General features: G+C 73.7%; 20 protein-coding genes. 16 read left to right on the top strand and 4 right to left on the bottom strand.

Annotation, left to right across the window (positions count from 1 at the left end):
• Nucleotides 1–96: 96 nt before the first annotated feature.
• The 7 genes from ACN27B_RS30700 (at nucleotide 97) to ACN27B_RS30670 (ending at nucleotide 7,187) form a co-directional block, all read left to right on the top strand.
• On the top strand, nucleotides 97–1,206 hold the full coding sequence (locus ACN27B_RS30700) for an AAA family ATPase (RefSeq protein WP_099164438.1): 1,110 nt from the start codon (nucleotides 97–99) through the stop codon (nucleotides 1,204–1,206).
• Nucleotides 1,185–2,177, top strand: coding sequence for a DUF58 domain-containing protein (locus ACN27B_RS30695; RefSeq protein WP_172967966.1), 993 nt, complete (start codon nucleotides 1,185–1,187; stop codon nucleotides 2,175–2,177). The genes ACN27B_RS30700 and ACN27B_RS30695 overlap by 22 nt, the downstream gene beginning before the upstream one ends.
• The gene (locus ACN27B_RS30690; protein WP_091573473.1) at nucleotides 2,174–3,124 is read left to right on the top strand and encodes a VWA domain-containing protein; all 951 of its coding nucleotides are present in this window, start codon (nucleotides 2,174–2,176) and stop codon (nucleotides 3,122–3,124) included. Before ACN27B_RS30695 ends, ACN27B_RS30690 begins: the two co-directional genes overlap by 4 nt.
• A 584-nt stretch (nucleotides 3,125–3,708) precedes the next feature.
• On the top strand, nucleotides 3,709–4,413 hold the full coding sequence (fabG, locus tag ACN27B_RS30685) for a beta-ketoacyl-ACP reductase (RefSeq protein WP_099164440.1): 705 nt from the start codon (nucleotides 3,709–3,711) through the stop codon (nucleotides 4,411–4,413).
• A 24-nt stretch (nucleotides 4,414–4,437) separates the two neighbouring features.
• A complete protein-coding gene (fabI, locus tag ACN27B_RS30680; protein ID WP_422742828.1) occupies nucleotides 4,438–5,205 on the top strand; it encodes an enoyl-ACP reductase FabI in 768 nt (255 codons plus the stop codon).
• Nucleotides 5,206–5,339: 134 nt separating this feature from the next.
• Nucleotides 5,340–6,371: a ferrochelatase gene (locus tag ACN27B_RS30675; protein WP_422742826.1), complete on the top strand. Its 1,032-nt coding sequence runs from the start codon at nucleotides 5,340–5,342 to the stop codon at nucleotides 6,369–6,371.
• Nucleotides 6,372–6,407: 36 nt separating this feature from the next.
• Nucleotides 6,408–7,187 (top strand): HAD-IIA family hydrolase, encoded by a 780-nt coding sequence (locus tag ACN27B_RS30670; protein ID WP_091573477.1) that lies wholly within the window; start codon nucleotides 6,408–6,410, stop codon nucleotides 7,185–7,187.
• A gap of 9 nt (nucleotides 7,188–7,196) precedes the next feature.
• On the opposite strand, the gene ACN27B_RS30665 is transcribed toward ACN27B_RS30670, so the two are convergent.
• Nucleotides 7,197–7,991 carry a hypothetical protein gene (locus ACN27B_RS30665; protein ID WP_091573478.1) on the bottom strand — a complete coding sequence of 265 codons (795 nt, stop codon included), beginning with the start codon at nucleotides 7,989–7,991 and terminating at the stop codon, nucleotides 7,197–7,199.
• Nucleotides 7,992–8,152: 161 nt separating this feature from the next.
• Between ACN27B_RS30665 and ACN27B_RS30660 the strand changes: the two genes are divergently transcribed.
• Nucleotides 8,153–8,965 (top strand): DUF3097 domain-containing protein, encoded by an 813-nt coding sequence (locus tag ACN27B_RS30660; RefSeq protein WP_422742823.1) that lies wholly within the window; start codon nucleotides 8,153–8,155, stop codon nucleotides 8,963–8,965.
• A gap of 221 nt (nucleotides 8,966–9,186) precedes the next feature.
• Here the strand turns inward: ACN27B_RS30660 and ACN27B_RS30655 are convergent, their stop codons facing one another.
• Nucleotides 9,187–10,500, bottom strand: a complete 1,314-nt coding sequence (locus ACN27B_RS30655) for a serine hydrolase domain-containing protein (protein WP_099165020.1) — start codon at nucleotides 10,498–10,500, stop codon at nucleotides 9,187–9,189.
• Nucleotides 10,501–10,588: 88 nt separating this feature from the next.
• On the opposite strand from ACN27B_RS30655, the gene ACN27B_RS30650 reads away from it, so the two are divergent.
• The 4 genes from ACN27B_RS30650 (at nucleotide 10,589) to ACN27B_RS30635 (ending at nucleotide 15,413) form a co-directional block, all read left to right on the top strand.
• Complete coding sequence (locus ACN27B_RS30650) at nucleotides 10,589–11,062, top strand: NfeD family protein (protein WP_098747961.1); 474 nt, start codon at nucleotides 10,589–10,591, stop codon at nucleotides 11,060–11,062.
• 5 nt (nucleotides 11,063–11,067) lie between these two features.
• Complete coding sequence (locus ACN27B_RS30645; RefSeq protein ID WP_091573480.1) at nucleotides 11,068–12,174, top strand: SPFH domain-containing protein; 1,107 nt, start codon at nucleotides 11,068–11,070, stop codon at nucleotides 12,172–12,174.
• Nucleotides 12,175–12,304: 130 nt separating this feature from the next.
• Nucleotides 12,305–13,108, top strand: a complete 804-nt coding sequence (locus ACN27B_RS30640) for a hypothetical protein (RefSeq protein ID WP_091573481.1) — start codon at nucleotides 12,305–12,307, stop codon at nucleotides 13,106–13,108.
• A 103-nt stretch (nucleotides 13,109–13,211) separates the two neighbouring features.
• Nucleotides 13,212–15,413 carry a transglycosylase domain-containing protein gene (locus tag ACN27B_RS30635; protein ID WP_422742820.1) on the top strand — a complete coding sequence of 734 codons (2,202 nt, stop codon included), beginning with the start codon at nucleotides 13,212–13,214 and terminating at the stop codon, nucleotides 15,411–15,413.
• Nucleotides 15,414–15,458: 45 nt separating this feature from the next.
• Here the strand turns inward: ACN27B_RS30635 and ACN27B_RS30630 are convergent, their stop codons facing one another.
• Nucleotides 15,459–16,049, bottom strand: a complete 591-nt coding sequence (locus ACN27B_RS30630; RefSeq protein WP_396825038.1) for a dTMP kinase — start codon at nucleotides 16,047–16,049, stop codon at nucleotides 15,459–15,461.
• A gap of 123 nt (nucleotides 16,050–16,172) precedes the next feature.
• Between ACN27B_RS30630 and ACN27B_RS30625 the strand changes: the two genes are divergently transcribed.
• From ACN27B_RS30625 to ACN27B_RS30610, 4 genes are all read left to right on the top strand, one after another.
• Nucleotides 16,173–16,733: a dihydrofolate reductase family protein gene (locus ACN27B_RS30625; protein ID WP_099164444.1), complete on the top strand. Its 561-nt coding sequence runs from the start codon at nucleotides 16,173–16,175 to the stop codon at nucleotides 16,731–16,733.
• 30 nt (nucleotides 16,734–16,763) lie between these two features.
• Nucleotides 16,764–17,573 (top strand): TrmH family RNA methyltransferase, encoded by an 810-nt coding sequence (locus ACN27B_RS30620; RefSeq protein ID WP_099164445.1) that lies wholly within the window; start codon nucleotides 16,764–16,766, stop codon nucleotides 17,571–17,573.
• A gap of 44 nt (nucleotides 17,574–17,617) precedes the next feature.
• Nucleotides 17,618–19,069: an argininosuccinate synthase gene (gene argG, locus ACN27B_RS30615; protein ID WP_099164446.1), complete on the top strand. Its 1,452-nt coding sequence runs from the start codon at nucleotides 17,618–17,620 to the stop codon at nucleotides 19,067–19,069.
• Between the two features lie 74 nt (nucleotides 19,070–19,143).
• Nucleotides 19,144–20,898 (top strand): PucR family transcriptional regulator, encoded by a 1,755-nt coding sequence (locus ACN27B_RS30610; protein ID WP_422742817.1) that lies wholly within the window; start codon nucleotides 19,144–19,146, stop codon nucleotides 20,896–20,898.
• A gap of 119 nt (nucleotides 20,899–21,017) precedes the next feature.
• On the opposite strand, the gene ACN27B_RS30605 is transcribed toward ACN27B_RS30610, so the two are convergent.
• Nucleotides 21,018–22,367, bottom strand: a complete 1,350-nt coding sequence (locus ACN27B_RS30605; RefSeq protein WP_422742815.1) for a hypothetical protein — start codon at nucleotides 22,365–22,367, stop codon at nucleotides 21,018–21,020.
• Nucleotides 22,368–22,378 lie beyond the last annotated feature (11 nt).

Here is a 22,378-nt window from a genome sequence, read left to right as displayed (position 1 = left end):
CGGCGGAATCGTGCCTCTCCCGCCCTCGGCTCTCAGCAAGGCATGACAGTCTTAATGCGCACCACGCCACGACGACGACCCAGCTGTGGAGGACCGGTGGCCCAGCCGACCACGCCCGACGTGCCGCACCCGACCGAGGCGGAGCCGGACGCGCCGCCGCCGGCGGCGACCACCACGCCGGCGCAGGACGCCACGCTGCTGGAGCGGGCGCTGTTCGAGATCAAACGGGTGATCGTCGGCCAGGACCGGATGGTCGAGCGGATGTTCGTCGCGCTGCTGGCCCGCGGGCACTGCCTGCTGGAGGGCGTGCCCGGGGTGGCCAAGACGCTCGCCGTGGAGACGCTCGCCCGGGTGGTCGGCGGTTCCTTCGCCCGGGTGCAGTTCACCCCGGACCTGGTGCCCGCCGACATCATGGGCACCCGGATCTACCGGCAGTCCAGCGAGAAGTTCGACGTCGAGCTGGGCCCGGTCTTCGTCAACTTCCTGCTCGCCGACGAGATCAACCGCGCGCCGGCCAAGGTCCAGTCGGCGCTGCTGGAGGTGATGAGCGAGCGGCAGGTCTCCATCGGCGGCGAGAGTCACCGGGTGCCCGACCCGTTCCTGGTGATGGCCACCCAGAACCCGATCGAGCAGGAGGGCGTCTACCCGCTGCCCGAGGCGCAGCGGGACCGCTTCCTCATGAAGATCGTGGTGGGTTACCCCACCGACGCCGAGGAGCGCGAGATCGTCTACCGGATGGGCGTGGCGCCGCCGGAGCCGACCCGGGTGTTCGACACCCCGGACCTGATCGCCCTGCAGCACAAGGCCGACCAGGTCTTCGTGCACAACGCGCTGGTCGACTACGCGGTCCGGCTGGTGCTCGCCACCCGCGCCCCGGCCGAGCACGGCATGCCCGACGTGGCCCAGCTCATCCAGTACGGCGCCAGCCCGCGTGCCTCGCTCGGCCTGGTCCGGGCCACCCGCGCGCTGGCGCTGCTGCGCGGCCGGGACTACGCGCTGCCGCAGGACGTGCAGGACATCGCGCCGGACATCCTGCGCCACCGGCTGGTGCTCAGCTACGACGCGCTCGCCGACGACGTGCCGGCCGACCACATCGTGCACCGGGTGATGTCGACCATTCCGCTGCCGGCGGTCGCGCCCCGCCAGCAGGCCACGCCACCACCGGTGGCCGTGCCGCACAACGGTTGGCCCGGGCAGCGGCCGTGACCCCGCCCACCCGGCTGCCGGCCACCGGCGACCGCTCGGGCGCCGTGCTGGCCCGGCTGCAGCTCATGGTCACCCGCAAACTGGACGGGCTGCTCCAGGGCGACTACGCCGGCCTGCTGCCCGGCCCGGGCAGCGAGGCGGGGGAGTCCCGGGAGTACCGCCCCGGCGACGACGTCCGCCGGATGGACTGGCCGGTCACCGCCCGCACCACCATGCCGCACGTGCGGCGTACGGTGGCGGACCGCGAGCTGGAGACCTGGCTGGCGGTCGACCTGTCGGCCAGCCTCGACTTCGGCACCGGGCGGTGGCTCAAGCGGGACGTGGCGGTCGCCGCGGTGGCCGCGCTGGCCCACCTCACCGTGCGCGGCGGCAACCGGATCGGCGCGGTGGTCGGCACCGGGGCGCCGGCGACGCCCGGCCGGTGGCGGGGCGCCTCTCCACCCGCCGGGCCGGGCTCGCTGCACCGGCTGCCCGCCCGGGCCGGGCGGAAGGAGGCGCAGGGCCTGCTGCGGGCGGTCGCCGGCACCGAGATCCAGCCCGGCCGCAGCGACCTCGGCGCGCTGGTGGACATGCTCAACCGGCCGCCGCGCCGGCGGGGCGTCGCGGTGGTGATCTCCGACTTCCTGTCCCCGCCGCAGCAGTGGGGTCGGCCGCTGCGCAAGCTGCGGGTCCGGCACGACGTGCTGGCCGTCGAGATCGTCGACCCGCGTGAACTGGAACTGCCCGACGTGGGCGTGCTGCCGGTCGTCGACCCGGAGAGCGGGGAGCTGCACGAGGTGCAGACCGCCGACCCGGGGCTGCGCCGCCGCTACGCCGAGGCGGCGGCCGCCCAGCGCGGGGCGATCGCCGCCGAGCTGCGCGCCGCCGGCGCGGCCCACCTGCGCCTGCGTACCGACCGAGACTGGCTGCTGGACATGGTGCGTTTCGTCGCCGCGCAGCGGCACGCCCGTACCCGAGGGACGACCCGATGATCCGATTTCTGCAACCGTGGTGGCTGCTGGCCGTGCTGCCGGTGCTCGCCCTCGCCGCCGCGTACGTCTGGCGGCAGCTGCACCGCCGGCAGTACGCGCTGCGCTTCACCAACGTCGACCTGCTGCGCACGCTGGCGCCCAAGGGGCTCGGCTGGCGGCGGCACGCCGCGGCCACCGCGTTCCTGCTCTGCCTGCTGGTGCTGGCCACCGGGCTGGCCCGGCCGGCGATCGACACCCGGGAGCCGCTGGAACGGGCCACCGTGATGCTCGCCATCGACGTGTCTCTGTCCATGCAGGCCGACGACGTGGCGCCGAACCGACTGGAGGCCGCGCAGGAGGCCGCGAAGCAGTTCGTCGGCGAGCTGCCGGAGAGCTACAACCTGGGGCTGGTCTCGTTCGCCAAGTCGGCGAACGTGCTGGTGCCGCCGACCAAGGACCGGGGCGCGGTGACCACCGCCATCGACGGGCTGGTGCTGGCCGAGGCCACCGCCACCGGTGAGGCGGTCTTCACCTGCCTGGAGGCGATCCGGTCGGTGCCGGCCGACGGCGCCGCCGGCATCCCGCCGGCCCGGATCGTGCTGCTCTCCGACGGCTACCGCACGTCGGGGCGCTCGGTGGAGGAGGCGGCCGCGGCGGCGCAGGCGGCGAACGTGCCGGTCTCCACCATCGCCTTCGGCACCGACTCGGGCCAGGTCGACATCGGCGGCCAGCTCCAGCGGGTGCCGGTGGACCGCAGCGCGCTCTCCCAACTGGCGGAGACCACCCAGGGCTTCTTCTACGAGGCCGCGTCGGTCAGCGAGCTGAAGCAGGTCTACCAGGACATGGGCAGCTCCATCGGCTACCGCACGGAGCCCCGCGAGATCACCCAGTGGTACGCGGGGATCGCGTTGCTCCTGGCGCTGTGCGCCGGCGGGCTGAGCCTGCTCTGGACGTCCCGGCTGATCTGAGCCGGGCGCGGGTCGGCGGCGGTCAGTGACCGCCGCCGGCCAGCACGAACAGGACGGCCACCCAGACGGCGGCGAGGGTGAAGCCCAGCGGGGCGGCGTAACGGCTCATGATTGTGCTCCGTGGCGACGGTCGGCCCGGTGACGCGGGCCGCAGGGTGGACCGGGAGGGACGCACACGAAGTCGTGACCGGGTGCTCCGCCGCGCGGCAGGGCCGACCCCGGCGCGGGCCGGGGAGCGGATGCGGTGCGGAGGGCGGGAAGCGGGTCAGCCGCGTCGACCGAGCCGTGGCTCAGCGGGGCTGACGGTGGGCCCGGCCACGACTGGGAGGATCGCTATCTCGCACAGCGATCACCTCCTGCGTTCGGCGGGGCCCGGAGCGCGGGCGCAGAACGGCCCGCAGACGCGATCATCGTACACCCGGGGCGGGTCGGGCGCGCGCTCGGCCGACCGGCCCTGGGTGACCCCCGCCGAGCGGTGGATGCCCGCCGGCCACGCGCGCCGCTGACCTGGTCGGGTTAGCGCTTACCTGTCGGTAACCCCTAGGCTCCGACCGACCGAGAGATCAGGAGCAGAGGGGGGACCCGTGGCCCGTACCGTGCTGGTGACCGGCGGAAACCGGGGGATCGGCCTGGCCATCGCGCAGGCCTTCGCCAAGCAGGGCGACCGGGTGGCGGTGACCTACCGGAGCGGCGAGGCTCCCGAGGGGTTCTTCGGGGTGCGCTGCGACGTGACCGAGGCCGACTCCGTCGACGCCGCGTTCGCCGCCGTCGAGGCCGAGCTGGGCCCGGTCGAGGTGCTGGTCGCCAACGCCGGCATCACCGACGACACGCTGATCATGCGGATGTCCGACGAGCAGTTCACCCGGGTCGTGGAGACCAACCTGACCGGCTCGTTCCGGGTCGCCAAGCGGGCCTCCACGAAGATGCTCCGGGCGAAGTGGGGCCGGATGATCTTCATCTCCTCGGTGGTCGGCCTCTACGGCGGCGCCGGTCAGGTCAACTACGCCGCGAGCAAGGCCGGCCTGGTGGGCGTGGCCCGCTCCATCACCCGCGAGCTGGGCAGCCGCAACATCACCGCGAACGTGGTGGCGCCCGGCTTCATCGACACCGACATGACCGCGGCGCTGCCCGAGGAGCGCCGCACCGAATACCGCAAGGCCATCCCGGCCGGCCGGTTCGCCGAGCCGGAGGAGGTGGCCGCCGTGGTCACCTGGCTCGCCTCGGACGCGGCCGGCTACATCTCCGGCGCCGTCATCCCGGTCGACGGCGGCCTGGGCATGGGTCACTGAGAGAGAGCACGGAGGAACTGCGCAATGTCCGGACTCCTGGCCGGTAAGCGGCTGCTGGTCACCGGCGTCATCACCGACGCCTCGATCGCCTTCTCCGTGGCGAAGCTCGCCCAGGAGAACGGCGCCCAGGTCGTGCTCACCGGCTACGGCCGGCTCTCCCTGGTGGAGCGGATCGCCAAGCGCCTGCCCGAGCCGGCCCCGGTGATCGAGCTGGACGTCACGAACGACGAGCACCTCGCCGGCCTGACCGACCGGGTACGCGAGCACGTCGGCGGCCTGGACGGGGTGGTGCACTCGATCGGGTTCGCCCCGCAGAGCTGCCTCGGCGGCGGCTTCCTCGACGCGCCGTGGGCGGACGTGGCGACCGCGCTCCAGGTCTCCACCTACTCCTACAAGTCCCTCGCCATGGCGGCGCTGCCGCTGATGTCCTCCGGCGGCTCGGTGGTGGGCCTCACGTTCGACGCGACCAAGGCCTGGCCGGTCTACGACTGGATGGGCGTGGCCAAGGCCGGCCTGGAGTCCGCCTCCCGCTACCTGGCGCTGCACCTGGGCAAGCAGGGCATCCGCAGCAACCTGGTGGCCGCCGGGCCGCTGCGCACCATCGCGGCCAAGTCGATCCCCGGGTTCGACCAGTTCGAGGAGGCGTGGGCCCAGCGGGCCCCGCTGGGCTGGGACCTCACCGACCAGGAGCCGGCCGCGCGGGCCTGCCTGGCGCTGCTCTCCGACTGGTTCCCGGCCACCACCGGCGAGATCGTGCACGTCGACGGCGGCTACCACGCCATCGGCGCCTGAGGTGTAAGGAAGGGCCCCTTGTTAACGCATTCTGCATAACAAGGGGCCCTTCCTAACATTGCCCGCTCGGGCGTTACCGCCATGAGCCGGGGGCGTCGCACGAGCGTCACGGCGGGCGGGGAAGAATAGGGGCCATGGCGTACGACGCGTTGGTGCTGGTCTCCTTCGGTGGTCCCGAGCGACCCGAGGACGTGCTCGCCTTCCTGCAGAACGTCACCCGGGGGCGGGGCGTGCCGCCGGAGCGGCTGGCCGAGGTGGCTGAGCACTACCTGCACTTCGGCGGGGTGTCCCCGATCAACCAGCAGTGCCGCGACCTGCTCGCGGCGATCCGGGAGGACTTCGCCGCCAACGGCGTCGACCTGCCGGTCTACTGGGGCAACCGCAACTGGGACCCGATGCTCGCCGACACGGTGGCGCGGATGCGCGACGACGGGGTCACCCGGGCGCTGGCGTTCGTCACCAGCGCCTACGGCGGCTACTCCTCCTGCCGGCAGTACCAGGAGGACATCGCGTCGGCGCGGGCCGCGGTCGGCCCGGACGCCCCGCTGATCGAGAAGCTGCGCCAGTTCTGGGACCACCCGGGCTTTGTCGAGCCGCACGCCGACGCGGTCCGCGCCGCGCTCGCCCAGCTCGACCCCGCGAAGCGGGACAGCACCCGACTGGTCTTCACCGCGCACTCGATCCCGGCCTCGGCCGCCGCCACCGCCGGCCCGCACGGCGGCCGGTACACCGCCCAGTTGGAGGAGACCGCCCGGCTGGTGCACGCCGCCGCGGCCCCGGACCTGCCCTACGACCTGGTCTGGCAGAGCCGGTCCGGCCCGCCCCAGGTGCCGTGGCTGGAGCCGGACATCAACGACCACCTGACCAGCCTGGCCGAGCAGGGCGTGACCGGCGTGGTGGTGAGCCCGATCGGCTTCGTCTCCGACCACCTGGAGGTGGTCTGGGACCTGGACACCGAGGCGCTGGAGACGGCCAAGCAGCTCGGCCTGGACTTCGTCCGCGCCGGCACGCCGGGCACCGACCCACGGTTCGTGGCGATGGTCCGCGAGCTGGTCGCGGAGCGCACCGCCCCCGACGGGGAGCGGCTGCGCCGCCGCCTCGGCGAGCTGCCGGCCTGGGACACCTGCCCGGCGCTGTGCTGCGTGCCCGCGGCCCGCCGGCCCTGAGCCCGACCGACCACCGACACCCCTGGGGACGACACGATGCATGACCGCAAGCCGGTGCAGAGCTGGCTCACCGACATGGACGGCGTGCTGGTGCACGAGGGGCAGCCGGTGCCCGGCGCCCCGGAGTTCGTCCAGAAGCTGCGCGCCTCCGGCAAGCCGTTCCTGGTGCTGACGAACAACTCCATCTACACCCCGCGCGACCTCCAGGCCCGGCTGGCCCGGATGGGGTTGGACGTGCCGGAGGAGGCGATCTGGTCGTCCGCGCTGGCCACCGCGCAGTTCCTGGCCGACCAACGGCCGGGCGGCACCGCGTACGTGATCGGTGAGGCCGGCCTGACCACGGCGCTGCACGCCGTGGGCTACGTGCTCAGCGATTTCGCCCCGGACTACGTGGTGCTGGGGGAGACCCGCACCTACAGCTTCGAGGCGATAACCAAGGCGATCCGGCTGATCAACGACGGCGCCCGGTTCATCTGCACCAACCCGGACGCCACCGGCCCGTCGGTCGAGGGCGCGCTGCCGGCGGCCGGCTCGGTGGCCGCGATGATCTCCAAGGCGACCGGGGTGGATCCCTACTTCGTCGGCAAGCCGAACCCGATGATGATGCGCTCGGCGTTGAACACCATCGACGCGCACTCGGAGTCCACCGCGATGATCGGTGACCGGATGGACACCGACATCCTCTGCGGGCTGGAGGCCGGGCTGGAGACGATCCTGGTGCTCACCGGCATCAGCAGCCGGGTCGAGGCGGAGCGCTACCCCTACCGGCCGTCCAGGATCGTCGACTCGGTGGCGGACCTCATCGACGAGATCTGAGACGGGGCGTCACAGCCGCAGCGGGGCGTTGCAGGCGGCCACCAGGGCCTGTCGGCAGGCGGTGGTCAGCGGCCGCAGCGCCGCGTCCCGCTGCTGGGCCTCGAACGTGTTCACCGCGCCGCCGGGGGCGCTCTCCCCGGCCAGGGCGAGCACCCGGTCCAGCACGGCCGCGCGGGCGAACAGCCGGCGCGCCCGCGGGTCGAAGCCCGGGGGAAGGTCGGTGGTGCCGTCGGGGCGGCGCAGCGCGGCGAGCGCGCCGGCCAGCTCCGGGCGCCACTGGGCGACGTCCAGCCGGGTCAGCGCCGCGGTCGTCTCGGCCAGCGCGGCGGCCAGCTCCGCCTCCGCCTCGGCCGCGCCGGGCGAGGTGAGCGACGCCTTCGGCGCGTCGGCGGGCAGCGGGTGCACCCGCCAGAGCACCGTCTCCCAGGTCATGCCCGAGCCGGAGGTGTGGGTGCGGACCTCCGGCACCAGCCCGAGCCCGCTGGCCACCACGGCCTCGCCGGCGAGCAGGGCCGCGCCGGTGAAGTCACCGGGGCCGGGCAGGCCGCGCGGGTCGCCGGGCGCGGGCAGCACCAGGCGGATCTCGTCCGGGGAGTGCCGGGCCAGGCTGGGCAGCGCCTCCCGCAGGGACACGTCGGTCCAGGTGCCGGGCGCGTCCGCGACCAGATGCTCCTCGTCGCCGGCGATGGCGTCGGCGACCTCGTCGAAGGGCACCAGGCCGGCGCGCCAGGCACGTACCCAGGCGACGAACCGGCTCGACCGGCGCGGAGCCAGCGTGGCCGCGCCCGTTGCGGGGGAGGACATGCGGAAAGGGTACGTGCTCCCCGCCGCCGCTGTCTCGGCTGCCGCTCCGGCGGCGTGACCTGCCCCCAACTACCCCCTTCGCACCGTTTCGTGTCGCCCGGTGGCGTCACGGTCGGCGCGTCGGCGAGCGACACGCCGGGCCGGTGGTTAGCGTGATCGTCATGGCGGGGCGATACGACGGGGACGTGCTGGCGGGCGACTGGCGGCGACGGAAGGCGATCCCGGAGGTCGACGCCGAACCCGACCTGGTGGTCGAGGACGCCGACTCCGGGTTCTGCGGCGCGGTGGTCGGCTTCGAGTCCGGCGCCGTGGTGCTGGAGGACCGGCACGGGCGGCGGCGCAACTTCCCGCTGCTGCCCGCCGCGTTCCTGCTCGACGGCCGCCCGGTCACCCTGCGCCGGCCGGTCCGCGCGCCGGTGCCGGCCGCCCGGCGGCGCACCGCGTCCGGCTCGATCGCGCTGGACGGCGTACGGGCGCAGGTCGCCAAGGCCAGCCGGATCTGGGTGGAGGGCGTGCACGACGCCGCGCTGGTGGAGCGGATCTGGGGCGACGACCTGCGGATCGAGGGCGTGGTGGTGGAGCCGCTCGACGGCATCGACGACCTCCCCGCGGAGGTGCGCGCGTTCGCGCCCGGCCCGGATCGGCGGCTCGGCGTGCTGGTCGACCACCTGGTGGCCGGCTCCAAGGAGAGTCGGATCGTGGCGCGGGTGGACTCGCCGTACGTGCTGGTCACCGGGCACCCCTACGTCGACGTGTGGCAGGCGGTGCGGCCGGCGGCGCTGGGCATCGCGGCGTGGCCGGTGGTGCCGCCCGGCCGGCCGTGGAAGGAGGGCGTCTGCGCCGCGCTCGGGGTGGCCGAGCCGGCGGACATGTGGCGGCACATCCTGTCCCGGGTGGACAGTTTCGCCGACGTGGAGACGCCGCTCATCAACGCCATGGAGCGGTTGATCGACTTCGTGACCTCGCCCGCGTAGTGGTTGCTCGCCCCGGGGGTGGCCCAGCTCCGTGGCGCAGGAGCCGCACCGCGAGAAAGGTCAGCGCCTCCGTCAACCACGAGACCGTCGCTCAGCCGGCACGATCCCCGCCCCGCCCTCCCTGCTCCGTGATCAAGAGTTCACGCCCGCCTGGAGATCCACACCGACACGAACCCCTTGATCGCCGCTTTCGGGAAAGAGGCGAGGGAGGCGCGGGCGGGTCAGGGGGTCTGGTGGGGGGTGCGGGTCAGGACGAAGGTGGCGATGTCGAGCGCGACAGGGGTTCCGGCCTCGTCGCGGATGACGGTGAGGATCTCGCCGTGCTGGGAGCCGGAGTGGCCGCGCCAGCGGTCCGGTCCCTCCGGGGTGAAGCGCAACGGCGCCCGCCCCGCCGGACCGCCCACCAGGTCGCCGGCGGCGTCGACGTGGAACTCGTGCGCCAGGCCCATCCACCACCAGTGACCAGTCAGCTCGGCCGCCTCGGCGCCGGGCGGCGTGGCCGGGCGCCACGGGGCGGGCAGCGGCGGCTCGGCGTCGAGCACGTGGGTGAGCACGTCGCGGCCCAGCCCGGAGACGTGGTGCCCGCCGCGCAGGCCGTACGAGTTGGCGAAGTCGACCACGGCGGTGCCGGTGGGCCGGTGCACGGTCAGGCCGGCGACGTAGCCGGGCATGGAGCCGCCGTGGCCCACGTAGACCCGGTCGCCGACCCGGTAGAGCTCCACGCCGAGGCCGTGCCCGCCGGTCCAGGAGTCCAGGTCGCTGATCGACACCGGCGCGCACATCTCGGTCAGGGTGGCCGGGTCGAGCAGCGCCGGGTCCGGGTCGGCCAGGAACGTCGCCCAGCGGGCCAGGTCCGCGACGGTGGACCAGAGCTGCCCGGCCGGCGCCATCGCCCCGGTGTCGGTGCGCGGCTCCTCCCGCAGGGTGTCGTGCCAGGGGTGCACGACGTAGCCCGGGGCGTACGGCTCGGTCGGGTGGTAGGTGGTGCGGCGCATGCCGAGCGGCTCCAGCAGCCGCTCCCGCACCAGGTCCGCCCAGGGCGTGCCGGTGATCCGCTCCAACGCGCCGCCGAGCAGCCCGTACGCCAGGTTCGAGTAGTGGTAGACGCGGTGCGGCGGGTGGGCGATCTTCGCCGGCGTCAGACCGGCGAGCAGCGTGTCCAGGTCGGCGCCCTCGGCGCGTTCCCACCAGTGGCCGTCCGGCTCGCGTTGCAGGCCGCTGGCGTGCCCGAGCAGCTGGCGCACGGTGAGCGCGCCGACCGGGGTGCCGGGCAGGTGGGTGTCGAGCGGGTCGTCCAGCGCCAGTCGCCCGGCGTCGCGTTGCTGCATCACCAGCACGGCGGTCATGGTCTTGGTGATCGAGCCGATCCGGTACTGCAGGTCGCCGTCCGGGCGGGGCTGCTCGCCGGCGACCGCCAGGTGTGCCAGCCCGCCGTCGCGGACCACGCCGAGGGCGAGCGACGGGGCGTGCCCCTCGGCCTGGGCCCGGGCGACCAGCAGGTCCACCCGGCGTGCGGTCTCGGGCAGCAGAGCCATCTCGTCCTCCTCGTCGGCGGGCACTGGGCCGAGCCTAGCGATCATGACAGTTCGATGACACGTGCGTTGACGTGTCACGATTGGTCTCGTGGACGCCGTGTTCTGGATCGTGCTGGGTGTGGTGCTGGCGGTCGCCGAGATCTTCACGACGACGCTTTTCCTGATCATGTTCGGCGTCGGCGCATTCGCCGCCGCCGGCGCCGCGGCGCTGGGCGCGCCGGTGGCGCTCCAGGCGGTGATCTTCGCCGTGGTCTCGGCGCTGTCGGTGGCGGTGGCGCGGCCGGTGATCCGCCGCAACGCCCGCTCGGCGCTGGAGACCGGCGAGCAGCCGTTCGGGGTCGAGGCGATCGAGGGGTCGAGCGCGGTGGTCCTGGAGCCGGTGGACGCCGACCACGGGATGGTCAAGATCGATGGTGAGCTGTGGACGGCCCGGTCGTACGACGCGACGCAACGCTACGCGCCGGGTGAGCGGGTGCAGGTGATAAAGGTCCGGGGCGCGACCGCCCTGGTCTGGCAGGACGACATTTCCGCCCCGGGCGAGCTGCCCGAAGCGAGAGGGTGAACCATATGGAGTTTGCAGCGATCCTGTTGATCGCCGTGGCGGTCATCGTGGTGGTGACGCTGGCCAAGGCGGTGCGGATCGTGCCGCAGCAGCGTCAGGACGTGGTGGAGCGGCTCGGTAAGTACAAGCGGACGCTGAACCCGGGTCTCAACCTGCTGGTGCCGTTCGTGGACGCGGTGCGCACCAAGGTCGACCTGCGCGAGCAGGTGGTCAGCTTCCCGCCCCAGCCGGTGATCACCTCGGACAACCTGGTCGTCTCGATCGACACCGTCCTCTACTTCAAGGTGGTCGACTCGGTCCGGGCCACCTACGAGATCTCCAACTTCCTCCAGGCGATCGAGCAGCTCACCGTCACCACGCTGCGTAACGTGATCGGCTCGCTGGACCTGGAGCGCGCGCTGACCAGCCGCGAGGAGATCAACCGGCACCTGTCCGGCGTGCTGGACGAGACCACCGGCCGCTGGGGCATCAAGGTGACCCGGGTCGAGATCAAGGCGATCGAGCCGCCGCCGAGCATCCGTGACTCGATGGAGAAGCAGATGCGCGCCGAGCGGGACCGCCGTGCCGCCATCCTCAACGCCGAGGGGCACAAGCAGTCGCAGATCCTCACCGCCGAGGGTGAGAAGCAGGCCGCGGTGCTGCGCGCCGACGGTGACCGGCAGGCCCGGATCCTCCAGGCCGAGGGTCAGGCCAAGGCCATCCGCACCGTCTTCGACGCGATCCACACCGCCAACCCGAGCCAGAAGGTGCTGGCCTACCAATACCTCCAGGCGCTGCCGCAGATCGCCAACGGCACGGCCAACAAGGTGTGGATCGTCCCGACCGAGCTGACCAAGGCCCTGGAGGGCATGGGCGGCGCGCTGGGCGGCCTGGCCAACATGGCCGGCGACGCGCCGGCGCCGGGGGCCAGCCAGACCGCCGGCGAGGTCGAGCGGGAGGCCGCCGAGGCCGCCCAGGCCGCGGCCGTCGCGGCCCAGGAGATCCACGACGAGGTACGCGTCGCGGAGGCGCAGGCCACCGGTGGCAACGCCCCCCAGGGACTGCCGGCCCCGGAGCCGGTCTCCCCGGCGAGCCTGCTCAACGACCCGTCGGACCAGCGCGAGCGGGGCTGACCGGCAAATCCGAGAATCGCTCATACGGCGCTCCGGCGCCTGCCACCATCGGTGCAGAGGACGGATGGTGACCAGGCCCGGAGCGCCGTTTGCGTGTCCCGGGCAGCCCGTGGCGCGAGCGAGGTGACGCATGAAGGAACCGGCGAACCGGCTCTTCTCCCGGACCCCGGTCCCCGGCGCGCACGATCCCGGTGGACCGCTCGGCTCCCGGCGTACCGGGGGTGGGTTCGGGGTCCTGCCGTTCGTCTCCGAGCCGGGGCGGGGCGCGCCGGCCACGGACGCGAGCTGGGCCTGGTCGGTACGCCGGTTCGCCCGCGCGGCGGTCTGGCTGCTGCCCGCGTACGCGGTCCTCTACGGCGTGGTGGCGATGGCCAGCGACGGCGGGGTGGGCAACGACCCCTACCCGGCCGACGGGCAGCCGCTCTACCTGGTCGGCTGGGTGGCGTCGGTCTGGCTCGGGCTGCTCGCCCTGCTCGCGCTCACCGGCCTGCTCGCCGCCACCCGCTGCCGCCGGATCGCGCTGGCCGGGCTGCTGGCCAGCATCGGCGGGATGGTGCTGATGCTGCCGTTCGCCGGGCTGGCCGAGCAGACGCCGGTGTTCGGGCTGACCGCGCGCGGCATCGTGCTGTTCGGGGCGACCTGCTACAGCGTGGGGTGGTTCCTCACCGGCTGGTCGGTGGCCCGCTCGGGGATGTTCTCCTACGGCGACGGCACCATGCTGATGATCGCCGCTCCGCTGCTCGGTCTGGGCGGTGCGTTGATCGGCTCGCTCCAGACGTTCGGGGCGATCTTCGTGCTGGTCGCCGGCATCGGCATCGGCTACCGCTCGGGTCGCCTCGTCCCGGAGACGATCGCCCGGGACGCGGCCACCGCCAGCGTCGCCGCCGCCCCGGCCGCGCCCTCGTCACCGGACGGCCCGCTTGCCGCCGGATGACCGGTTCGGCGCGGGCGGCGGAAGCTGAGCGGTTGCCGTGAGGTAACTGACAGTTGCCTGGCGAAGTGGCCGGTAGGCGGCTTTCGCGGCAATCCTGGAGCCCATGCCGTCTCCCCGGTCGCCGCTGTCGCGGCTCCTCACCGTGCTGCTCGCCGGCGTGCTCGCCGGGCTCGTCCTCGCGCTGGCCGCGCTGCCGACCGGCCTGCTCGGCGGGCTCGTCGCCAAGGCGAGCCTCGGGGCGTACGAGGAACTGCCCGACGCGCTGCGCACCCCGGTCCAGCCGCAGCGCTCCTACCTCTACGCGAACGACGGCAAGACCCTGATCACCACGTTCTACGACGTGAACCGCACCGACGTGCCGCTGGCCGAGATCGCCCCGGTGATGCGTCAGGCGATCGTCGCGGCCGAGGACCGGCGGTTCTACTCGCACGGCGGCGCCGACCTGCGCGGCATCGCCCGCGCGCTGGTCGCCAACGTCAAGGGAGGCGGCACCGAGCAGGGCGGCTCCACGCTGACCATGCAGTACGTCCGCAACGTGCTCAAGACCGACCCGACCCGCACGGCCGAGGAGCGGCAGGCCGCCACCGAGCAGACCGTCGGGCGCAAGCTCCAGGAGATCCGGTACGCGAACGCGCTGGAGCAGTCGCTGAGCAAGGACGAGATCCTCAACCGCTACCTCAACATCGCGTACTTCGGCTCCGGCGCGTACGGGGTGGCCGCCGCCGCCCAGCGCTACTTCGGCAAGGCCCCGGCCGACCTGACGCTCGGCGAGGCGGCGCTGCTCGCCGGCCTGGTCCAGTCGCCGGACGCGTACAGCCCGATCGACGGCGACAAGAACCAGGCCACGGCCCGCCGGGCGTACGTGCTGGACTCGATGGCCGAGACCGGCGCGATCACCGCGCAGCAGGCGGCGGCGGCCAAGGCCGCGCCGCTCACCCTGCGCCCGACCGCCCAGCCCAACGGCTGCACCGCGACCGCGCAGGGCCGCGACGACTGGGGCTTCTTCTGCGACTACCTGCGCCAGTGGTGGCTCACCCAGCCGGCGTTCGGCAGCACCCCGGAGGAGCGGGAGCAGGCGCTGCGCCGCGGCGGCTACCGGGTGACCACCACGCTCGACCCGAAAATCCAGCAGACCGCGCAGCAGCAGGCCACCAAGGTCTACGGGTACGACGACAAGCGCGCGCTGCCGATCGCGGCGGTCGAGCCCGGCACCGGCCGGGTGCTCGCCATGGCGGTCAACCGGCACTACAGCCTGGCCGACAACCCGGCCGGACAGGCCAACCACCCGAACACGGTCAACCCGCTGATCTCCGGTGGCGCCAGCGTCGACGGCTACCAGGCCGGCTCGACGTTCAAGCTGTTCACCATGCTGGCCGCGTTGGAGGCCGGCAAGCCGCTGGCGACCGGCTTCGACGCCCCGAGCAAGCTGCCCACCCGCTACGCCTCCGACGACGAGGGCAACTGCGACGGCACGTGGTGCCCGGCCAACGCCAACCCGGAGTGGATGGACGGCTACCGGATGATGTGGGACGGCTTCGGCCGCTCCGTCAACACGTACTTCGTCTGGCTGGCCGAGCAGGTCGGCGAGGACAAGGTGGTGGAGATGGCGCAGCGTCTCGGCATCACCTTCCGGGCCGACTCGGACGCCGCGTTCGCCCGCAACGACGCCGCGAACTGGGGCGCGTTCACGCTCGGCGTGGCCGCCACCACGCCGCTGGACCTGGCCAACGCGTACGCGACGGTGGCCGCCGAGGGCACGTACTGCTCCCCGCTGCCGGTGGTCTCGGTGACCGCGCCGGACGGCGGGAAGGTCGACGTCGGGCAGCCGAACTGCAAGAAGGTGCTGGAGCCGGACGTGGCCCGGGCGGCCACCGACGCGGCCCGCTGCCCGGTGGGCCAGCAGTCGGCGTACGGGCAGTGCAACGGCGGCACCGCGACCGGCGTCGACCGGATCGTGGACCGTCCGGTGGCCGGCAAGACCGGCAGCTCGGAGCGGAACGCCACCGAGACGTTCGTCGGATTCACCCCGCAGGTCGCCGTCGCCGGCATCGCGGCCAACCCGGACGACTCCACCGACCTGGTCGGCTCCGCCGTGCAGGCGAAGGTGATCGACGCGGTGGCCCGGACCATCAAGGCGGCCGTCGCCGGCAAGCCGGTGCGCGACTTCACCGCGCCCAGCCGGGAACTGGCCGGTGACCCGCGGCGCCCGCAACCGCGCGAGGAACCCCAGCGGCCCACCCCGCGCGACGAGAACCGCGACAACCTCCCGTCGGACCTGCTCCGCTGGCTCCAGGGCCGCGGGTAAGGCGGGGCCCCCTGTTAACGCCTCCGGTATAGGCGGGGCCCCCGCTTAACACCGCACCGCCGCGTCCAGGGCGGCGGCCACCTCGTCGGGGGTGCGGTCGCCGTCGAGCACCACGAACGTGCCGAAGTCGGGCAGCGCCCGGTAGGCGGCGTCCAGCGCGCGCAGGTGGGCCAGATCCTCGGTGTCGATGCCCCGGGCAACGACCCGGCGCTGGGCCACCTCCGGCGCGGTGGCCAGGAAGCACACCACCGTCGGGCGCGGGAAGGCCGCGTACGCGGCCCGGACCGCCCGCCGTCCCCGGTCGCCCCGGGCCGCCATGATCACTTCCTGGCACCAGGTCCACCGGTCCAGCACCGCCACGCGGCCGGTCAGGCGGGCCGCCGCCACGGTCCGGGCCATGGCCAGCGCGCGCACCGTCGCCTCCAGGGCCGGGTAGGCCCGACGGCCGAACAGCGCCACGCCGTCCGGGCGGCCGAGTGCCCGTGCCAGCCGGTTCCACAGCGGCCGGCCGCCGGCGTTCTCGAAGTAGCGCGCCCGCACGCCCCGCGCGCACAGCCGTCGGGCGAGCGCCTTCGCCTGCGTCGTCTTGCCGGAGCCGTCAACACCGATCAGCGCGATCATCACAGGACGGGTCACGCACCCGGAGGCTAGCGGTTGCGGACAAAGAGTCTTCGCGGCGGTGTCGGATCCGCCACGCCGGCTCCGACCCATCGGTGAGCGCGCCCGTCGGGGGCGCACCGGTACGCGGAGGAACACGCCATGGGCAAGGTCATCTACTGGGTGCACCAGTCGGTCGACGGCTTCATCGAGGGGCCGAACGGCGAGTTCGACTGGCCGGAGATGGGGGAGGAGCTGTCCGCGTACTCCCAGGAGCTGTCCGAGCGGGCCGCAGCGTTCCTCTACGGGCGGCGGGTGTGGGAGATGATGTCCTCCTACTGGCCGCGGGTCGAGTCGATGTCCGACCACCCGCACGACCTGGCGTTCGCGCCGATCTGGCGGCGTACCCCGAAGGTGGTCGTCTCCCGCACGCTCGCCGAGGCCGACCACGGCGCCCGGGTGGTCGGCGGCGGCGACCTGGCCGCGGAGGTGGTCGAGGTGCGCGACCAGCTCGACGGGGATCTGCTGCTCACCGGCGGCACCGGCGCGGCGACCGCGCTGGCCGCGCTCGGGCTGGTCGACGAGTTCCAGGTGGTGGTGCACCCGGTGCTGCTCGGCGGCGGACGACAGGTGCTCCCCGACCTGGCCCGGCAGGACCTGCGGCTGGTCGACACGCGCGGTTTCGACGGCCGCTCGGTGCTGCTGCGCTACACCCGCGCCTGACCGACGTGCGGGCCGGGGCAGAATCGTCGGGTGCCCGTCCACGAGATCACCGACCCCGACGACGCCCGGATCGCCGACTACCGCGCCCTGACCGACGTGGAGCTGCGGACCCGCTGGGAGCCCCCGCACGGGTTGTTCATCGCCGAGGGCGAGCTGGTGCTGCGGCGGGCGCTGCGCGCCGGCTACCCGGCCCGGTCGTACCTGGTCGACGCGAAGCGGGTGGACCAGCTCGCCGACCTGGACACCGGGGACGCGCCGGTGTACGCCGCGACGCCGGACGTCCTCCAGCGGGCCACCGGCTTCCACGTGCACCGCGGCGTGCTGGCCTCGTTCCACCGCCGGCCGCTGCCGTCGGCCGACGAGGTGCTGGCCGCCGCCCGGCGGGTGGTGGTCCTGGAGGACGTCAACAACCACACCAACCTCGGTGCGATCTTCCGCGGGGCGGCGGCGCTCGGCGTCGACGCGGTGCTGCTGTCGCCGACCTGCGCCGACCCGCTCTACCGGCGCAGCGTACGGGTGAGCATGGGCGAGGTGTTCGCGGTGCCGTACGCGAAGCTGGAGCGGTGGCCGGCGGGCCTGGACCAGGTGCGGAAGGCGGGTTTCACGGTGCTGGCCATGACGCCGGCGCCGGACGCGGTGCCGATCCAGCGGCTGACCCCGGCGCAGCGGGAGCGGGCCGCGTTGCTGCTGGGGGCCGAGGGGCCGGGCCTGACCGAGGCGGCCCAGTCGGCCAGCGACGTGCGGGTGGTTCTGCCGATGCGGCGCGGGGTGGACTCGCTGAACGTGGCCGCCGCGGCGGCGGTGGCGTTCTGGGAGCTGGGTCGCGACGATCCGCTCTGAGGATTCGCTTGCATGACCATGCGCTTTGACGCATAATCTTTCCTGTGTCCAAGGTTCTCACCTCCCTGCCCATCGGTGAACGCGTCGGCATCGCCTTCTCCGGCGGCCTCGACACCTCCGTCGCGGTCGCGTGGATGCGCGACAAGGGCGCCGTGCCCTGCGCCTACACCGCCGACATCGGCCAGTACGACGAGCCCGACATCGCCTCGGTGCCCGGCCGCGCGCTCAGCTACGGCGCCGAGGTCGCCCGGCTGGTCGACTGCCGCGCCGCCCTGGTCGAGGAGGGGCTCGCCGCGCTGACCTGCGGCGCCTTCCACATCCGCTCGGGCGGACGGGCCTACTTCAACACCACGCCGCTCGGCCGGGCCGTGACCGGCACCCTGCTGGTGCGGGCGATGATCTCCGACGACGTGCAGATCTGGGGCGACGGCTCCACCTTCAAGGGCAACGACATCGAGCGGTTCTACCGCTACGGCCTGCTGGCCAACCCGCAGCTGCGCATCTACAAGCCGTGGCTCGACACCGACTTCGTCACCGAGCTGGGCGGGCGCACGGAGATGTCCGAGTGGCTGCTCGCCCACGGCCTGCCCTACCGCGACAGCACCGAGAAGGCCTACTCGACCGACGCCAACATCTGGGGCGCCACCCACGAGGCGAAGACGCTCGAACACCTCGACACCGGCATCGAGACGGTCAGCCCGATCATGGGGGTCCGGTTCTGGGACCCCGCCGTGGAGATTCCCACCGAGGACGTCACGATCGGCTTCGACCAGGGCCGCCCGGTGACCATCAACGGCAAGGAGTTCGGCAGCGCGGTCGACCTGGTGCTGGAGGCCAACGCCATCGGCGGCCGGCACGGTCTCGGCATGTCCGACCAGATCGAGAACCGGATCATCGAGGCCAAGAGCCGGGGCATCTACGAGGCGCCCGGCATGGCGCTGCTGCACGCCGCGTACGAGCGGCTGGTCAACGCCATCCACAACGAGGACACGCTGGCCAACTACCACACCGAGGGCCGCCGCCTGGGCCGGCTGATGTACGAGGGACGCTGGCTGGACCCGCAGGCGCTGATGCTGCGCGAGTCGTTGCAGCGCTGGGTCGGCACCGCCGTCACCGGCGAGGTGACGCTGCGGCTGCGCCGCGGCGAGGACTACTCGATCCTGGACACGAGCGGTCCCGCGTTCAGCTACCACCCGGACAAGCTGTCCATGGAACGCACCGAGGACTCGGCGTTCGGCCCGGCGGACCGGATCGGCCAGCTCACCATGCGCAACCTGGACATCGCCGACTCGCGCGCCAAGCTGGAGCAGTACGCCTCCCTCGGCATGGTCGGCGGCGCGGCCCCGCAGCGGATGGTCGGCGCCGCCCAGGCGGCCTCGACCGGCCTGATCGGCGCGATGCCCGAGGGCGGGGCGGAGGCCATCGCCTCCCGGGGCGTCCCCTCCGCCGAGGACGCGGCGCTCGACCGCGCCGCGATGGAGTTCGGCGTCGACTGAGCGGGGCGCGGTGCGTCGAAGAGGCGACCGGCTCCCGGGGCGGGCCTTCGGCAGCGGCGGTGACGCAGGGTAGCGTGTCGCCCGTGTTCCCTACCGTGCGTGAGGTGCTCGCCCTGGTGCCGGTGCGCCACGGCGCGCCCCGCCTGGTCGCCGGGGACGCCGGGCTGGACCGCCCGGTGCGGTGGGTGCACGTGGCCGAGGTGCCGGACATCGCCACCCTGCTCGGCGGCGGGGAACTGGTGCTCACCACCGGCATCGGGCTGCCCGCCGACGACGCGGGGCTGCGCGCGTTCATCGGCGACCTGGCCGACGTCGGGGTCTCCGGGCTGGTCGTCGAGCTGGGCCGCCGTTACGTCAGCGGGGTGCCCCGGGTGATGGCGGCCGCCGCCGAGCGACGCGGACTTCCCCTGGTCGAGCTGCGCCGGGCCACCCCGTTCGTGCGGATCACCGAGGCGGTGCACGCGCTGATCGTGGACGCCCAGCTCACCGAGCTGCGCGCCACCGAGGAGATCCACCAGCGGTTCACCGAGCTGTCCGTGGAGGGCGCCGAACCGACCGAGGTGCTCCGCCAGGCCGCCGAGCTGGCCGGCTGCCCGGTCGTGCTGGAGAACCTGTCCCGCCAGGTGCTCGCGTACGACCCGGCGGGGGAGAGCGCGGAACTGCTGCTGGACGGCTGGGAGCAGCACTCCCGGCAGATCCGCCCGGCCGGGCGAACCGCGTACGACCCGGACAGCGGCTGGCTGGTGACCACCGTCGGCGCGCGCGGGCAGGACTGGGGACGGCTGCTGCTGCGCTGGCCGGCGGCCGAGGCGACCCCGCCCACCCGGCTCACCATCCTGATCGAACGGGCCGCTTCCACGCTGGCGCTGGGCCGGCTGATCCGGCGCGACGCCGAGGGCCTGGAACGGCAGATCCACCGCACCCTGCTGACCGCGCTGATCGACCACTCCCGCCCGGTGGACGAGGTGGCCCTGCGCGCCAAGGCGCTCGGCGTCACCCTGGACCGCCGGCACCTGGTCGGCGTGGTGGTCCGGCACCGCGCCGACGACGCGGCCGGCGACGCCGCCGACCTGCCCGAGGACTCCGGCCCGGCCCGGTTGCGCGACCTGGCCGAGGCGGTCGGCGCGGCCCTGCGGGAGGCCAAGCTGGCGGCCCTGACCAGCGCCGTCGACGACCAGGCGGTGGGCGCGCTGCTGGCGCTGCCCGACCCGGCCGACGAGGAGAAGGCACTCGCCGCGTTCGCCGCGGCGTTGCGCCGGGTACGCCTCGACGCCGCCCCGGTCCGCCCGCCCGCTGTCCGCCCGACCCGCCAGGGCGACCCCGGTGCCCGGGGCGGATCGTCCGGGGCGGTGGCGCGGTCCGTCGACGCGGTCACCCGCCCGTCGGTGGTCGTCGCGGCCGGGTCCGGCGTGGGCAGCCTGCGCGAGGCGCGCCGGTCACTGGTCGAGGCGCGGCAGATCGCCGAGGCGGCCCGGCGGGACCCTCGCGACCTGCCCTGCTTCCGGCTGCCGCACGTCGGGCTGGCCGGCCTGCTGCACCTGCTGCGGGACGAGCCCCGGTTGCAGACGTTCGTCGAGCGCGAACTCGGCCCGCTGCTGGCGTACGACGCCCAGCACCCTCGGGAGCAGTTGCTCGGCACGCTGCGGGCGTACCTGGAACAGGGGCGGAACAAGTCGGCGGCGGCGTCGGCGGCGCACCTGTCCCGGCCGGCCTTCTACGAGCGGCTGGCGCGCATCGGCCGCATTCTCGACGCCGATCTTGACTCCGTCGAGCAGTGCCTCTCCCTGCACGTGGCCCTGCTCGCCCTCGACGCCGTCCGCACCCCCTGACCGTCCGCCGATCCCCGCGCCCGCGCGGACCGACGGTCGATCATGAAGTTGGCCGGGACGAATCGGGCGTAACGCCGGCTCAACTTCATGATCGACGGCAGGGGCCGGGGTGGGGCGGGTCAGGCGAGCGCGGTGAGGGCCTTGGCGTAGGGGGCGGGGACGAAGTTCGGGCCGCCGGGAGTGAAGACGTCGGAGGTGGACGCCGCCTGCCAGGCGGTGTCCGGCAGCGCCGTCACCAGAGCCCGGACCACCGGGGCGTCGCGCCACTGGTCCTGCTGGGCGAGCAGGCTCAGCGCGACCACCGACTCCTCCACCTCGCCGACGCACTCGAACGGCTTGTGGCCGTCGACGCCGAGCAGCTCCCGGTAGCCGGGGATCTGCGACTCGTCGGCCAGCAGGTCGCCGCCGAAGATGCCGGTGAGCCGCTCGCGGGCCATGAACGGAGCCATGGCCAGGAAGACGAACCGGCACTTCGGGCAGTCGCGGCACCAGCGCTCGCTCGCGTCCCGCAGCTTGAACGCGGCGTTGCAGCTGGTCACCACCGCGTCGTACCGGTCGATCTCGGCGAAGAGCCGGGCGATGTGCAGCTCGGACAGGGAGCGCAGGAGCGAGAAGTACGGCTCGGTGAGCCCGGCATGCTCGGCCAGCGCCGCCCGCAGCAGCCCCTCCGCCTCGACGCCCTTGGACCACTGGTGGTTGATCTCGTGGCCCTGCCAGACCAGGTTCGGGTCGGACGCGGACCGCTCGTTCGACATCACCACCGGGCCGAGCCCGTGCAGCACGGCGGTGGCGACCGCGATCAGCGAGTTGATCGCGGTGACCGGGATGTGCCCGTTGCGCGCGCCGGCGGCGTTCAGCTCGAACAGCACCGGGTCGAGCCGACGCCGGGCGGCCAGCGGCATCAGGTCGGACGCCTCGTTGACCGAGACGATCACGTGGTTCGGGTTGACCGAGAACGGCACCGGGTCGAGGCCGGCCCGGCGCAGCGCCTCCAGCGTGACGATCGAGTCCTTGCCGCCGCCGACGGCGGACAGCGGGCGGCGGTCGGAGTTGTCCACCGGCACGGCCGGGTCCACCGTGCCGGACGGCACCTCGGGACGCAGCTCCAGCACGTGCGGCAGCTGGTTGCGGTACGCGTACTCGGCGAGGCCCTTGCGGTAGACGGCGGTGACCAGCTCGACGGCGGCGGCGCCCAGCGGCGCCGGCAGCACCAGCCGGGGCGGCGCGGCGGCCTTGTAGTAGCTGACGCCGGCGACCACGTGCAGCAGCTCCAGGACCCGGGCGAGGGTGGCCGCGGTGGCGTCGGGCACCGGCTCGGCCGGCAGCGGCAGGGTGATCACCTCGGTGAACCGCTGCTCGCCGTCGGGACCGGTCAGGGCGTAGTCGAACAGGACCTCGCCGGTGGCGAAGTCGATCGAGTAGGACGGGAAGGTGAAGGCGTCCATCCGCCGCAGCTGCTCGTTGGGCACACGCCATAATA

It is taken from the genome of Micromonospora sp. WMMD754 (genome assembly GCF_049315235.1).
In the GTDB taxonomy this organism is placed as follows: domain Bacteria; phylum Actinomycetota; class Actinomycetes; order Mycobacteriales; family Micromonosporaceae; genus Micromonospora; species Micromonospora sediminicola.
This window is presented reverse-complemented; position numbering and strand designations above follow the sequence as displayed.